This is a genomic window from Allostella sp. (assembly GCF_041913585.1).
Classification (GTDB): Bacteria; Pseudomonadota; Alphaproteobacteria; order ATCC43930; family Allostellaceae; genus Allostella.
Genome location: NZ_JAYSFE010000129.1, coordinates 1 through 12,041 on the forward strand (window position 1 = coordinate 1; position 12,041 = coordinate 12,041).

A 12,041-nucleotide genomic window follows, 5' to 3' on the forward strand; every position below is an offset into this window, starting at 1 on the left:
CGGCTTGTTCCAGGTCCAGACCTTGGGCGGGGTGTAGGCGGGCGTGTCGGTCATCGTCGTCTCCTGGCGGGGCCGCGGCTCAGGCCGCGGCCGGATAGTTGGATGGGAAGAGGGCGCGCAGCGTCTCCTCGTCGCGGGTCGTCTTGAACGGATGGTCCTTGCCGAGGGCGCGGGCCCGGGCGGCGGCCGGACGGGCATCGACGGCCAGGAACAGCCGCTTCAGGTGCGGATAGTCGGCCAGCGGATCGTCCGTTCCCTTCATGACCCGGGAGGCGCGGTCGAGCCAGCCCCAGGCGGACATGTCGGCGATCGTGCAGCCGTCGCCGACGATGAACTCCCGCCCGGCGAGATGGTCGTCCAGCACCCGGTAGTGCCGCTCCGCCTCGCGCCGGTAGCGGTTCACGGCATAGTCGAGCCCCTCCGGCGCGGCGGACTGGAAATGCACCGCCTGGCCCGAGAAGGGGCCGAGGCCGGAGGCGATGAAGAGGAGCCAGGAGAGCAGTTCCGGGCGATCCTCGGGGCGCCCGAGGAACTGCCCGGTCTTCTCGGCGAGATAAAGCAGGATCGCCGTCGAATCGAAGATTCGCGTCTCTCGGCCGCCGGGACCGTCGGTGTCGACGATCGCGGGCACCTTGCCGTTCGGGTTGACGGCCCGGAACGCCGGCCGGTGCTGCTCGCCCCGGCTCGTGTCGACGGGAACGACTTCGTAGGGCAGCCCCGTCTCTTCGAGGAAGAGCGCGATCTTCGCCGGATTCGGCGTCGGGTGGAAATAGAAGCGGATCATGCGGGCGTCCTCTCGGCTGGGGGGATGACGATGTCGCGCGGCGCGCGCGGGCGGGCCGGCGGCGTGGCGCGGGCGACGAGCCCGACGCCGGCGACGATGACGGCGATCGCCACTCCCTGGCCCGGCGTCGGCATCTCGCCCAGGACTGGCACGGCGAGGACGGTCGCGATCGCCGGCAGCAGCGCGATGATGGCGGTGGCGGCAGAGGGACCGAGAAGGTTGACGGCGCGGTTGAAGGTGACGATGGCAACCCCGCTCATCAGCGCCCCCTGGTAGACCGCCTGGAGTGCGATCTCCCCGGTCGAGGCGAGGCCGAAGCGGCTGAGGCCGAGCAGGAGATAGACCGGCAGGAACAGCGCCGCCGACCAGATGCAGATCAGCGCCGCGGCCTGGATGGGCGACAGGCCGCTGCGCCGGAACAGCAGCGTGTAGGTCGCCCACGTCGCCGCGGCCAGGACGAGCGCGCCCAGCCCGGCCGGGTCCGGGGCGCCATGCGCGGCCGCGCCCGCGGTGACCAGTCCGGCGAGCCCGAGGACGATCGCCGCGTAGCCGAAGCGGAGCGCCCGACCCGGCGGGTCGTGCAGGAAGGCCCAGGCGAAGAGGCCGGCGAAGACGGGCATCAGCGTCGGTGCGATGGAGGCCGCCTCGGCGGCCGAGGTGAGCTGCAGGCCGAGCGCCACCAGGAGGACGAAGGGCAGGCCCCAGAGGAGGGCGAACAGCAGTCCTTCGACCCAGGCGCCCCGCGGCAGGCGCGAGCCGCGCCGCAGGACCATGGGGGCCAGCAGGAGCGCGCCGACCCCGAATCGCAGTGCGGTGATGTCCCAGATGCGCAATTCGCGGGTGACGCTGAAGCGCGTCACCACGAACCAGCCCGAGAAGATCATGACCGCCACGCCCGCCCAGACGAGGCCGGCGAGGCGTCGGCGCGCGGGTTTCGCGCCGTCCGCGGAAGCGGCGAGCGCGCCTCGCCCCTCCATCTCTGCCGTCCGGTGGTCTCGCATGGCCGGTTCCGATCGTGCTGTGCTGGCCGATTCGCCCCGCCGCCGGGGAGCGGGACGTCCCGGGCTCGGATCGGCGTCTTTGCGATTTTAGATCGCTCGTTCTAAATTACCGGGAACCCGATGGCATGGCAAGATGCGGATATCGGCGGCCGGAGGTGGAACGACGGAGATGGCGAGACCGCGGGAATTCGACGAGGCGGCCGTGCTCGACGCTGCGACCCAGTGCTTCTGGGCGCAGGGCTACGAGGCGACCTCGGTTCGCGACCTGATCGCGCGGACAGGCATCAGCGGGGCCAGCCTCTACAACGCGTTCGGCGACAAGCGGATGCTCTACCGCAGATCCCTCGAGCACTATGTCGAGGCCAGCATCGCCGACCGCATCCGGCGCTGCGGCGACCTCGCGCCACGCGCGGCGATCGCAGCCTTCTTCGGCGAGATCCTGCGGCGATCGCTCGACGACTCGCAGCAGCGTGGCTGCATGCTCGTCAATGCGGCCTTGGAGGCGGCGCCCGACGATCCGGAGTTCCGGGCGGTGGTCGCCGGCGTGCTCGCGCGGATCGAGGGCTTCTTCCTCGATCGCGTGCGCGCCGGGCAGGCGGACGGCACGGTGACGCGGCTGGTCTCGGCCGAGAACCTTGCCCGCCATCTGCTGGGGGTCCTGATGGGGATGCGCGTCCTGGCACGCGTGCGTCCGGAGCCCGCGCTGCTCGAGGGCGTCGTCCGGACGGCCCTGGATTTCCTCGACCCGAATGGCCCCGGCAGCGGGGCTTCAGCCCGGAGCTAGCACGTCAGCGCTGCTCCGCCTCCTCCTGTTCGAGCAGGGCCGCGAGCCGGTCGAGGCTGCCGCTCCAGAACCGCTGGTAGTGGGCGAGCCACTCCATCGCCTCTTCCATCGGGCCGGCGCTGAGGCGGCAGGACACGGTGCGCCCGGTCTTCCGGCGGGTGATGAGGCCGGCGTCGGACAGCACGTCGAGATGCTTCATCACCGCCGGCAGCGACATCGGGATCGGCCGCGCGAGTTCGCTGACCGAGAGCGCGCCGGCCTCGCCGAGGCGCGCCAGCAGGGCGCGCCGCGTCGGGTCGGCGAGGGCGGAGAAGGTGCGGTCGAGCGACACTCGGTCAGGGTTAACCATGACGTTAAACATAGGAAGCGCAATGCAACCCGGTCAAGTGCTCAGCCGGTCGCAGGCGACGGCCGGCCCGGCCGGCGGCGCGGTCGATTGACAGGCCCGGCGGGCGGCCGCCATCGTGCCCCGCCACCGCCGCCGCAGTGACCCATGCCCGATGCCGCCCCGACGCCGCCCGCCCTGCCGCACACCCTCCTCGGGGCGCCGGGGCCGGTCGCGTCCGATCCGTTTCCGCACGCCATCCGGCGGCCGGCCATCGATCCCTCGCACTATGCCGCGCTGGCGGCGGCGTTCCCGGCGATCGAGCGCATCGCCGGCCCGCCGCCGCACCCCAACAACACGGCCTTCCGGGTCAGCGCCGCCACCCTCCTGCGCTCGGCCAAGCTGCCGCCGGTCTGGCGCGACTTCGTCGCCCATCACGTCTCGCCCGCCTTCTGGGCCGACATCGTCCGCACGCTGGGACCCGCCATGCGCGACGTTCACCCGCGCCTGGAGGGCCGGGTGGGACGCCCGCTGGAGGCGTGGCGGGTCGGCTGCCGGAAGCGCGACCATGGCTGCGACGTGCTGCTCGACTGCCAGCTCGTGGTCAACACCGCGGTGACGGAGGCGAGCACGGTGCGCGGGCCCCACATCGACACGCCCGACAAGATCTTCAGCGGCCTCTTCTATTTCCGCCCCGACGACGACGCGACGGCGGGCGGCGACCTCGACCTCTATCGCTGCACGCACGAGCCGCAGTACCGCGAGCTGTTCGCGGTCGTCGACCGCATCGCGCGGGTCGCAACGGTCGCCTACGCCGGCAACTGCTTCCTCGGCTTCGTCAACGGGCCGCGGGCCGTGCATGGCGTCTCGCCGCGCGCCGTCACCAGCCGCCCGCGCTTCTACGTCAACCTGATCGCCGAATGCCCCTTCCCGATCTTCGCGGTGCCCCAGGTTCCGGGCTGGGTGCCGGGGCCGGACCATGGCGATGCGCGCGAGTGAGGGGGCGGCGGCGTGCCCGACGCCGGACGGCCGTCCCGGCCGGGATCGCCCGCAATGACCACCGGCGGTTCCGACGATTTTCCGGTCGACGACGCCGAACTGCTGCGCCGGATGCGGGGCAGCGGGCCGCGTCGTCTGTTCGCCGCCTCCGGGGACGAGTTCGACCGGGTCGCCGGCTGGGCGGCACGCCAGCCGCCGCCCGACCTGTCGGCGGTCGCCGGCTTCGTGATCTTCGTCGGCTACCCGCGCAGCGGCCACAGCCTGGTGGGGGCGCTGCTCGACGCCCACCCGGAGATCGCGATCGCCCACGAACTCGACGTGCTGCAACTGCACGCGGCGGGGCTCGACCGGAACCAGATCCTCACCCTGCTGCTCGAGAACTCCCGCCGCCTCGGACGCCTCGGCCGACGCTGGGGCGAATACGACTACCATGTGCCGGGCGGCGCGCAGGGGCGATGGACGCGGCTGCGGCTGGTCGGCGACAAGCGCGGGGGCGAGACCTCCCGCCGCCTGGCGGGCGATCCGGAGGCGATCGACCGGTTCGGCCGGATGATCGGCATGCCGCTGCGCTTCCTCCACGTCGTCCGCGACCCGGCCGACACCGCGGCCACCATGGTCCGCCGCGCCCGCGCGCGGCCCGGCTCGGCCGACGAGCCCGAGGCGCGGCTGCTCGGGCGCTCGCTCACCCACTATGCCCATCTGGCGCGCGCCAACGCCCGCTTCCTGGCGCGCACCGACCCGGCGCATGTCCGCACCCTCTGGCACGAGGATTTCGTCGCCGACCCGCGCGCCGGGCTCGCCGGGCTCTGCCGGTTCCTCGGGGTCGGGACCGACGCCGCCTATATCGAGGCCTGCGCATCGGTGGTGGCGCCGTCGCCGCGGCGGACGCGCGACACGGTGACCTGGGCGGACGCCCATCGCGCCACCTTCGACCGCATCGTGCGCCTCGCCCCGTTCCTGGCGCGCTACGCCGGGTCGCTGCCGTGAAGGGCTGGCGGGGCCTGGTCCTGGGCGGACCCAGCGACGGCACGGCGGGGCGGCTCCTGCGCGCCGTCGCGGTCGGAACGCTCGTACTCCCGACCCTGCTCTTCGCGCTCTTCGCCTGGGAGGCCTGGACCGGCGCCATGCGCCAGGCGCGCGAGCGCCTGTGGGGCACGGCCGGCCTCGTCCTCGAGCATGCCGTCAAGGTGTTCGAGACCCAGGAACTGGTCGGCGCCCAGGTCGCCGAGATCATCCGCGGCCTCGACGCGACCGCGGCCCGCGCCGCCGCCGAGGGGCTGCACCTGCGCCTGCGCGCCATCCAGGAGCGGCTGCCGCAGGTCGAGGACATCTGGCTGATCGACGGCGCCGCCCGGCCGGTCGTCGCCGCCCGGACGGCCATGGTGCCGTCCGACCTCGAGGTCGGCGACCGCGACTATTTCCGCGTCCATTTCGAGCAGGCGAAGGCCGAGACCTATGTCGGCCCGGTGATCCGGGGCCGCGTGCGCGGCGCCACCTTCTTCCAGATGAGCTGGCGGGTCGCCAACGCGGCCGGGTTCGACGGGGTCGTGGTCGTCTCGGTGCGCCCCGCCTACTTCCAGGAATTCTATGCCGGAATCCACGCCGAGACCGGCTTCACCGCCTCGCTGTTCCGGGCGGACGGCTCGGTGCTGGCGCGGTTTCCCCCACCCCGCCAGCCGCTCGACATGCTGCCGCCGTCCGACCCGTTCGCGGCCGCCATCGCCGAGGCGCCCGAGGGCGGCAGCTTCCGGACGCGATCGTCCTTCGACGGCGCGGAGCGGATCGTCGCCTATCGCCGGCTGCCGCGCTATCCGATCTATGTGACCGCCGGGGCGGCGATCGCCGACGTCCGCGCCCGCTGGCTGGCGACGACGGCGAGCCACCTCGCCTTCGGCCTGCCGGTGACGCTGTCGCTCTTCGCCGTCACGCTGGTCGCGCTGGCGCGGGTCCGGCGCGAGAACGCCGCCCTGGCGCAGTTGCGGGCGGAGTCGCTGCGGCGCGAGGCGACCGAGGCGCAGCTTCGCCAGTCGCAGAAGATGGACGCGATCGGCCGCCTGACCGGCGGGGTGGCGCATGACTTCAACAACCTGCTGACGGTGGTGACGGGCAACCTCGACCTCGTGCTCCGCCGCCTCGGCGATGGCGGCGACCCGCGGGTGCGGCGCGGCGTCCAGGGCGCGCTGGAGGGCGCACGCCGGGCGGCGGCGCTGACCCAGCGGCTGCTCGCCTTCGCCCGCCAGCAGCCCCTCGACCCCAGGCCGACCGACGCCAACCGGCTCGTCGCCGGCATGTCGGACCTGCTGCGCCGGACGCTGGGCGAGACGGTCGAGGTCGAGACGGTGCTGGCCGGCGGCCTGTGGCCGGTCTTCGTCGACGCGCCGCAGCTCGAGAACGCGCTGCTCAACCTCGCGGTCAACGCGCGGGACGCGATGCCGGCGGGCGGCAAGCTGACGATCGAGACCGCGAACACCCACCTCGACGACGCCTACGCCCGCGCCCACGACGAGGTGGCGCCGGGCCAGTACGTCATGATCGCGGTCTCCGATACCGGCATCGGCATGCCGCCCGAGGTGATCGCCCGCGCCTTCGACCCCTTCTTCACCACCAAGCCGCTGGGGGAGGGGACGGGGCTCGGCCTCAGCCAGGTGTTCGGCTTCGTCAAGCAGTCGGGCGGCCATGTGAAGATCTACTCCGAACCGGGCGAGGGCACGGCGGTCAAGGTCTACCTGCCGCGCCACGTCGCGCGGTCGCGGGAAGCCGACGACGCCATCGCGGCGACGGCCGCCGAGGAACGCGAACTCGGGCATGGCCGCAGCGTGCTGGTGGTCGAGGACGATCCCGGCGTGCGCCGGTTCAGCGTCGAGTGCCTGTCCGACCTCGGCTACAGGGTGCTCGAGGCCGCGGACGGGGCGTCGGCGCTGCAGCTGCTCGACCGCCACCCGGAGGTGGCGCTGCTCTTCACCGACGTCGTGTTGCCCCACGGCATGAACGGCCGCCGGCTGGCGGACGAGGCGCGGCGCCGCCGGCCGGACCTGGCGGTGCTCTTCACCACCGGCTACACCCAGAACGCCATCGTCCACCACGGTACGCTCGACCCCGGGGTCGACATGATCGGCAAGCCCTTCACCCAGGCCGAGCTGGCACGCAAGCTGGCCCAGGTGATCGGGCGCCGGGCGCGCTCCTAGAGGGGCGTCCGGCCGAGCGCCTGGTCGAGGCAGCGCAGCAGCTCGCTCTCGACGAAGGGCTTGGACAGGGTCGGGCGGTCCTGGTGGTCGGGGTGCAGCGTGCCGACGCCGTACCCGGTCGAGAAGATGTAGGGGATGCCGCGGCGGCGCAGCAGATCGGCGACCGGGTAGGTCTCGGCGCCGCCGAGGTTGACGTCGAGGATGGCGAGGTCGAGCGCCGGCTCCGCCCCCACGGCCGCCATGGCCTCGTCGAGGGTACCGGCGGTGGCGACGACGCGGCAGCCCATCTCCTCCAGCATGTCCTCCAGGAGCATGGCGATCATCGCCTCGTCCTCGACGATCAGAATCCGCGCCCCTGCGATGCCTTCGCTTGCCACGATCCCCGGTCTCCCCGCGGCGCGGACCCTGCCGGCGACGCGGGCGCAACATTGTCCCGCCGGGGCCGGGCTGACAACGGATTTGCGCGATCGGCCGCGCCGCGCCGGCCGCTCCTGTGGCATAGAGACGGACGCATGCAGTTGCGGGATGGCGGATGAGCGACGATCGGGACTCCGGGACGGCGGAGGCCGAACGGGGATTGCTGGCCCGGGTGCGCGAGATGATGGCGGCCGGCGACTACGACGGCGCGGCGGCGGCGGCGACCGGCCTCATGCGCTCGCCGGCGCTCCGCCCGATCGCCCAGCGGCTGGTCGCCGCCTGCCGCTATGCGACGGAGCTGCGCTTCCAGCGCCCGGCCGAGGCGACCCGGATGGTGACCGGCCTGCTGGAGGACATCGGCAGCGCCGGCCACGTCATCCCGGAGACGAGCGGCGGCCCGCAGGTGGTGGAGAGCCCGGGCAGCGACCGCGTCGTCTTCGTCTTCGCCGGCGCCGACCAGGCGCCGTTCGCCCATGTCGTGGTGCAGAGCTGGCTCCGCCGGCGGCATTGCCATGCGGTCTATGTCCGCGATCCGCGCTCGCAGTTCGCGATCACCGGGCTGCCCGGGCTGGCGCCGGACCTCGCCGGCTGCATCGCCGGGCTGCGGCGGATCGCCGACGGGCTCGGCGCCACCCGCCGCTACTGCCTCGGCTATTCGGCCAACGGCTATTCGGCGCTGCGCTACGGCGTCGGCATCGCGGCCGAGGCGGTCCTCGCCTTCTCGCCGGTGACGAGCCTCGACCTCAAGCCCGACGTCCGTCGGCGCTTCCCGATGATCCACCGCCTCCACCAGGAGAACCCGCACCTCGTCGACGACGTGCTGCCGCACTACCGCCGGGCCGAGCACCCGCCGCGGCTCATCATCGTCTACGGCGCGGAGAACCGGTCGGACCGCTGGGCGGCGCAGCGCATGGGCGTGCTGCCCGGGGTCCGGCTGGTGCCGGTGCCGGGCCTCGCCGACCATGACAGCATGGGCGTGTGCATGGTCTCGCGGCGCTTCGGGCCGTTGCTCGACGAGATGTTCGGGCCCGGCTAGGGAGCGAGCCCGGCGCGCCGGCGCAGCGCCTGCCAGACGTCGCCGCAGATCGCCTCGGCGGCCGCCTCGACCGTCCGGCGGTCGACGAGGTCGAAGAGGTCGAAGGGCGTGTCGGAGACGTGCAGGTGCGCGCGCTCGCGGGCGAGCCGGTCCGGCGCGACGCCGGCAAAGGCGGCGAGGCGGGCGATCTCGTCCGGGTGCGACAGCCGGTCGACCGCGACCACCAGCAGCGTGTCCGCCGGCAGCATCTCCATCGCCTTGCGGTTCTGCCGCGCGTACCAGCGCAGATAGCCTTCGAGCGAGAAGAGGCCCGCCCGCTCGAGGGCGGCGTCGGCGCGCCCGTGGCGGTAGAGGTCGGGCCGGAAACGGAAGCGCCGCAGCTCCCACCAGTCCCAGTGGGTGCTGCGCGGCCGCGTGCTCTCGTGGCGGCACATCGACGCCACCCAGGAGACGGGCTCGCGCACCGTCAGCACGAACTTCGCCTCCGGCTGGAGGCGGCGGATGAGCGGGACGAGGTGGTAGTTGAGGGTCGAGGAATTCATCTCCCACTGCCAGCCCGCGACCAGGGCCTGGAGCGGGGCGGAGAAGAAGAAGTCCCCCGCGCGGCTGCCGTCCGGATGCAGGGCGAGGCGGATGAGCCGCCGCCAGTCGGGCTCGTGGGTCGAGCGGAAATGCCCGCCGAACATGCCGCAGAGCGAGATGGTGCCGGTCTTGCCGAGGCCGATCCCGTAGAGCCGGAAGCGCGGCGGCGCGTCGGGCGGATAGTCCGCCGGCAGGTAGTTGGCGACCATCCCCGGCTAGTCCTCGTCCTCTCCGGCCATCCAGGCGTGGGGCGTGCCGGCGAGGTGGGCCCGCACCTGGTCGAGGTTCTCGACCACCCGGCCGAGCGGCCAGGGCGTCGTCGGGGCGAGGCGGACCGCCGTCGGGTGCGGCGGCAGGCCGAGGAACGCGAGGGCCCGGCGGCAGGCCGCGGCAGGGTCCGGGCGGATGTCGTCCTCGAAGACGAGGTCGAGCCGCGGCCGTCCGCCGAGCGCGGCGTCGAGGGCGCGGAAGTCCGCGAGATAGAGCTCGATGATCTCGACCAGCGGGCGATGGCCGCCCTCGACCGGCACGCGGTCCGGGTCGATCCGGATGGTGTGGAGGGCTGCCGCCGTGCCCGCCGGCAGGTGCCAGCTGCGGCTGGCGCGCGCGACCTGCGAGGAGACGACCTTGCGCAGCAGGTTGCGGCGGCGGACGACCAGGAAGCGGTCGAAGCCGAGGGCGTCGAGGCGGGCGACGAAGTCCCCGAGGCCGAGGCCGGCGCGGCGGAGATGGTAGAACTTCGTCTCGAAGCCGAACCCGCGCTCGCCGGCGGCGCGCGCCGTCGCCTCGACGAGCGCCAGCGCCGTCCGCGGCCCGAGCCGGATCCGCTTGGGGTCGAGCAGCTCGCCCGCCCAGGTGAGGCCGGGATGCTGGCCGAGCTGGTCGGCCAGCACGGTGCTGCCGCTGCGGCCGACATGGAACATGCAGGCCATCGGGCCCGGCCGCGCGCTCATGCCGGCCGATCCTGGGAGTGGCCGGTGTCGCGCTTGCGGGCGGCGTAGTCGAGCATGGCGCGGGTCATGTCGGGCCAGTGGACGAAGGTCTCGTGGTAGCTCCAGCGGCGCTCGGCGGCGGCGGCCAGCCGGTCGTGGAAGACGGGCGAATGGGCGAGATGCCACAGGCGCGAGCCCGGGCGCAGCGTGTAGGCGACGCTGTGCCGGCCGGTCCAGGCGGCGCTGTGGAACCGCGTCAGCGCCTGCATCATCCGGCGGTCCTGGCCGGCGCCGTCCTCGGCCGTCACCGTCGTCCAGGCGACGAGCGGCAGCACCACCCGGCGCTTGTCGATCAGGTAGCAGCTCGTATCGATCAGCCCGCCCGAGACCCGGGCATACATGCCGCGTCCCGGCCCCACCGATTCCCAGCGGTCGCGGCACAGCAGCCGCCCGTCCTCGGTCGCGAACCAGCGCAGCGAGAAGGCCCAGTCGAAGCCCTCGATCGCGCGCGCGAGGTCGGCCAGGTGGTCCGGCAGGTACCAGCCGTCGTCGTCGAGGAAGGCGACGTGGTGGGCGTTGGCGAGGAAGGAGAGGACGGTCCGCATCGCCCCGCCGCCGCGCCCGGCATGGACGCCGCCGTTGCGCCGCGCGGTGGAGTAGCCGGGGGTCAGCAGGAGCGCGCCCATGCGCGCCGGCCGCTCGGCCAGGACCGCCCGCAGGCGGTCGAGTTCCAGGCCGCCGTCGGTGCGGTCGCAGCCGATCGCCAGGATCACCGTGCCGGGGAAGCTCTGCCGGAAGACCGAGCGCACCGCCGCCAGCAGCGCCGGGCGCAGGACGGTCGAGATCACGACCGCGATGTCGGCCGGCGCCTGCGGGTCGCGCCCGGCGATCGGCCAGACCTCGCCCAGCGGGGTCGGCCCGGACCAGGGCGGCGGCGGATCGGTGGGCATCGACATTCCTGGTCGGACTCGCGGAGGCGGCTGCTACCATGACCGGGAGCACGCCAATCGGGCGCTCCCGGCGGACCTTGGTCGCCGCGGCGGCGCCGGGTCAAGCCCAAGACGGCAAGCCCGAGACGGGAGGAGGGATCGATGGAAGGGTTCGCGAGCTACCCGAGCCTGCGCGACCGCGCGGTCTTCGTCAGCGGCGGGGCGACCGGCATCGGGGCCGCGATCGTCGAGCACTATGTCGACCAGGGCGCGCGCGTCGCCTTCGTCGACATCGACACGGCCGCCGGCGGCGCCCTGGTCGAGCGGCTGGACGGCAGGGGCCCCCGGCCGCTCTTCCTGCCCTGCGACCTGCGCGACGTCGCCGCCCTGCGCGCCGCCTGCGCCGAGGCGTCGGCGGCGATCGGGCCGATCCGCGCCGTCGTCAACAACGCCGCCCGCGACGACCGCCACACGATCGAGGAGGTGACGCCGGAATTCTGGGACGAGCGCATGGCGACCAACCTGCGCCACCAGTTCTTCGTCTCCCAGGCGCTGGCCCCGGCGATGGCCGCGGCGGGCGGCGGCGCGATCGTCAATTTCGGCTCGGTCAGCTGGATGGGCATGACGCCCAACATCCCGGTCTACCTGACGGCGAAGGCGGCGGTGCAGGGCCTGACCCGCGCGCTCGCCCGCGACCTCGGCGAGAAGAAGATCCGCGTCAACACGGTGGTTCCCGGCTGGGTGATGACCGAGCGCCAGGTGACGATGTGGCTGACGCCCGAGGCCGAGGCGCGGCTGATGAGCCTGCAATGCCTGAAGGAGAAGGTCTATCCGCCCGACCTCGCCCGCATGGTGCTGTGGCTGACCGCCGACGACAGCCGCATGGTCTCCGCCCAGACCTTCATCGTCGACGGCGGCCGCATCTAGCCAGGGGAGGGCGATGGCGATGGAGCAGGGCTATCCGCGCGACCTTGTGGGCTACGGCCGCAACCCGCCCGACCCGCGCTGGCCGGGGGGCGCCCGCATCGCGCTGCAGTTCGTCATCAACTACGAGGAGGGCGGCGAGA

General features: G+C 73.4%; 13 protein-coding genes and 1 pseudogene. 7 read left to right on the forward strand and 7 right to left on the reverse strand.

Annotated elements, in window-relative coordinates; all coding sequences use genetic code 11:
• Positions 1 to 79: 79 nt before the first annotated feature.
• Both ACE3Q3_RS19610 and ACE3Q3_RS19615 read right to left on the reverse strand, forming a co-directional pair.
• On the reverse strand, positions 80 to 784 hold the full coding sequence (locus tag ACE3Q3_RS19610; protein ID WP_374448930.1) for a glutathione S-transferase family protein: 705 nt from the start codon (positions 782 to 784) through the stop codon (positions 80 to 82).
• On the reverse strand, positions 781 to 1,761 hold the full coding sequence (locus ACE3Q3_RS19615; protein ID WP_374448931.1) for a DMT family transporter: 981 nt from the start codon (positions 1,759 to 1,761) through the stop codon (positions 781 to 783). Before ACE3Q3_RS19615 ends, ACE3Q3_RS19610 begins: the two co-directional genes overlap by 4 nt.
• Before the next feature lie 193 nt (positions 1,762 to 1,954).
• On the opposite strand from ACE3Q3_RS19615, the gene ACE3Q3_RS19620 reads away from it, so the two are divergent.
• A complete protein-coding gene (locus tag ACE3Q3_RS19620) occupies positions 1,955 to 2,569 on the forward strand; it encodes a TetR/AcrR family transcriptional regulator (protein ID WP_374448932.1) in 615 nt (204 codons plus the stop codon).
• A 4-nt stretch (positions 2,570 to 2,573) separates the two neighbouring features.
• On the opposite strand, the gene ACE3Q3_RS19625 is transcribed toward ACE3Q3_RS19620, so the two are convergent.
• Complete coding sequence (locus ACE3Q3_RS19625) at positions 2,574 to 2,918, reverse strand: ArsR/SmtB family transcription factor (protein WP_374448933.1); 345 nt, start codon at positions 2,916 to 2,918, stop codon at positions 2,574 to 2,576.
• 144 nt (positions 2,919 to 3,062) lie between these two features.
• Here ACE3Q3_RS19625 and ACE3Q3_RS19630 point away from each other — a divergent pair, with 144 nt between their 5' ends.
• The 3 genes from ACE3Q3_RS19630 to ACE3Q3_RS19640 are packed head-to-tail and all read left to right on the forward strand — an operon-like array spanning position 3,063 to position 7,078.
• Positions 3,063 to 3,893, forward strand: coding sequence for a hypothetical protein (locus ACE3Q3_RS19630; protein WP_374448934.1), 831 nt, complete (start codon positions 3,063 to 3,065; stop codon positions 3,891 to 3,893).
• A 54-nt stretch (positions 3,894 to 3,947) separates the two neighbouring features.
• Complete coding sequence (locus tag ACE3Q3_RS19635; RefSeq protein ID WP_374448935.1) at positions 3,948 to 4,880, forward strand: sulfotransferase; 933 nt, start codon at positions 3,948 to 3,950, stop codon at positions 4,878 to 4,880.
• Complete coding sequence (locus tag ACE3Q3_RS19640) at positions 4,877 to 7,078, forward strand: ATP-binding protein (protein ID WP_374448936.1); 2,202 nt, start codon at positions 4,877 to 4,879, stop codon at positions 7,076 to 7,078. The genes ACE3Q3_RS19635 and ACE3Q3_RS19640 overlap by 4 nt, the downstream gene beginning before the upstream one ends.
• Here the strand turns inward: ACE3Q3_RS19640 and ACE3Q3_RS19645 are convergent.
• Positions 7,075 to 7,455, reverse strand: coding sequence for a response regulator (locus tag ACE3Q3_RS19645; RefSeq protein WP_374448937.1), 381 nt, complete (start codon positions 7,453 to 7,455; stop codon positions 7,075 to 7,077). The two genes, ACE3Q3_RS19640 and ACE3Q3_RS19645, sit on opposite strands and share 4 nt — an antisense overlap.
• Before the next feature lie 155 nt (positions 7,456 to 7,610).
• Here ACE3Q3_RS19645 and ACE3Q3_RS19650 point away from each other — a divergent pair, with 155 nt between their 5' ends.
• Positions 7,611 to 8,531 (forward strand): hypothetical protein, encoded by a 921-nt coding sequence (locus tag ACE3Q3_RS19650; RefSeq protein ID WP_374448938.1) that lies wholly within the window; start codon positions 7,611 to 7,613, stop codon positions 8,529 to 8,531.
• Here ACE3Q3_RS19650 and ACE3Q3_RS19655 read toward each other — a convergent pair.
• Genes ACE3Q3_RS19655 through ACE3Q3_RS19665 form a run of 3 tightly spaced genes read right to left on the reverse strand, consistent with a single transcriptional unit; the run spans position 8,528 to position 11,001 of the window.
• A complete protein-coding gene (locus ACE3Q3_RS19655) occupies positions 8,528 to 9,322 on the reverse strand; it encodes a sulfotransferase (RefSeq protein WP_374448939.1) in 795 nt (264 codons plus the stop codon). The two genes, ACE3Q3_RS19650 and ACE3Q3_RS19655, sit on opposite strands and share 4 nt — an antisense overlap.
• A gap of 6 nt (positions 9,323 to 9,328) precedes the next feature.
• Positions 9,329 to 10,066, reverse strand: coding sequence for a hypothetical protein (locus ACE3Q3_RS19660; RefSeq protein ID WP_374448940.1), 738 nt, complete (start codon positions 10,064 to 10,066; stop codon positions 9,329 to 9,331).
• A complete protein-coding gene (locus ACE3Q3_RS19665) occupies positions 10,063 to 11,001 on the reverse strand; it encodes a hypothetical protein (protein ID WP_374448941.1) in 939 nt (312 codons plus the stop codon). The genes ACE3Q3_RS19660 and ACE3Q3_RS19665 overlap by 4 nt, the downstream gene beginning before the upstream one ends.
• A gap of 135 nt (positions 11,002 to 11,136) precedes the next feature.
• Between ACE3Q3_RS19665 and ACE3Q3_RS19670 the strand changes: the two genes are divergently transcribed.
• Together ACE3Q3_RS19670 and ACE3Q3_RS19675 are read left to right on the forward strand one after the other, a co-directional pair.
• On the forward strand, positions 11,137 to 11,901 hold the full coding sequence (locus tag ACE3Q3_RS19670; protein ID WP_374448942.1) for an SDR family NAD(P)-dependent oxidoreductase: 765 nt from the start codon (positions 11,137 to 11,139) through the stop codon (positions 11,899 to 11,901).
• A gap of 19 nt (positions 11,902 to 11,920) precedes the next feature.
• Positions 11,921 to 12,041: pseudogene (locus ACE3Q3_RS19675) on the forward strand (allantoinase); the annotation flags it as partial.

Bases quoted from the DNA above. Each gene is read 5' to 3' on its own strand.
- ACE3Q3_RS19610 (WP_374448930.1), bottom strand. From the start codon at position 784: ATGATCCGCTTCTATTTCCACCCGACGCCGAATCCGGCGAAGATCGCG.
- ACE3Q3_RS19615 (WP_374448931.1), bottom strand. From the start codon at position 1,761: ATGGAGGGGCGAGGCGCGCTCGCCGCTTCCGCGGACGGCGCGAAACCC.
- ACE3Q3_RS19620 (WP_374448932.1), top strand. From the start codon at position 1,955: ATGGCGAGACCGCGGGAATTCGACGAGGCGGCCGTGCTCGACGCTGCG.
- ACE3Q3_RS19625 (WP_374448933.1), bottom strand. From the start codon at position 2,918: ATGGTTAACCCTGACCGAGTGTCGCTCGACCGCACCTTCTCCGCCCTC.
- ACE3Q3_RS19630 (WP_374448934.1), top strand. From the start codon at position 3,063: ATGCCCGATGCCGCCCCGACGCCGCCCGCCCTGCCGCACACCCTCCTC.
- ACE3Q3_RS19635 (WP_374448935.1), top strand. From the start codon at position 3,948: ATGACCACCGGCGGTTCCGACGATTTTCCGGTCGACGACGCCGAACTG.
- ACE3Q3_RS19650 (WP_374448938.1), top strand. From the start codon at position 7,611: ATGAGCGACGATCGGGACTCCGGGACGGCGGAGGCCGAACGGGGATTG.
- ACE3Q3_RS19655 (WP_374448939.1), bottom strand. From the start codon at position 9,322: ATGGTCGCCAACTACCTGCCGGCGGACTATCCGCCCGACGCGCCGCCG.
- ACE3Q3_RS19660 (WP_374448940.1), bottom strand. From the start codon at position 10,066: ATGAGCGCGCGGCCGGGCCCGATGGCCTGCATGTTCCATGTCGGCCGC.
- ACE3Q3_RS19665 (WP_374448941.1), bottom strand. From the start codon at position 11,001: ATGTCGATGCCCACCGATCCGCCGCCGCCCTGGTCCGGGCCGACCCCG.
- ACE3Q3_RS19670 (WP_374448942.1), top strand. From the start codon at position 11,137: ATGGAAGGGTTCGCGAGCTACCCGAGCCTGCGCGACCGCGCGGTCTTC.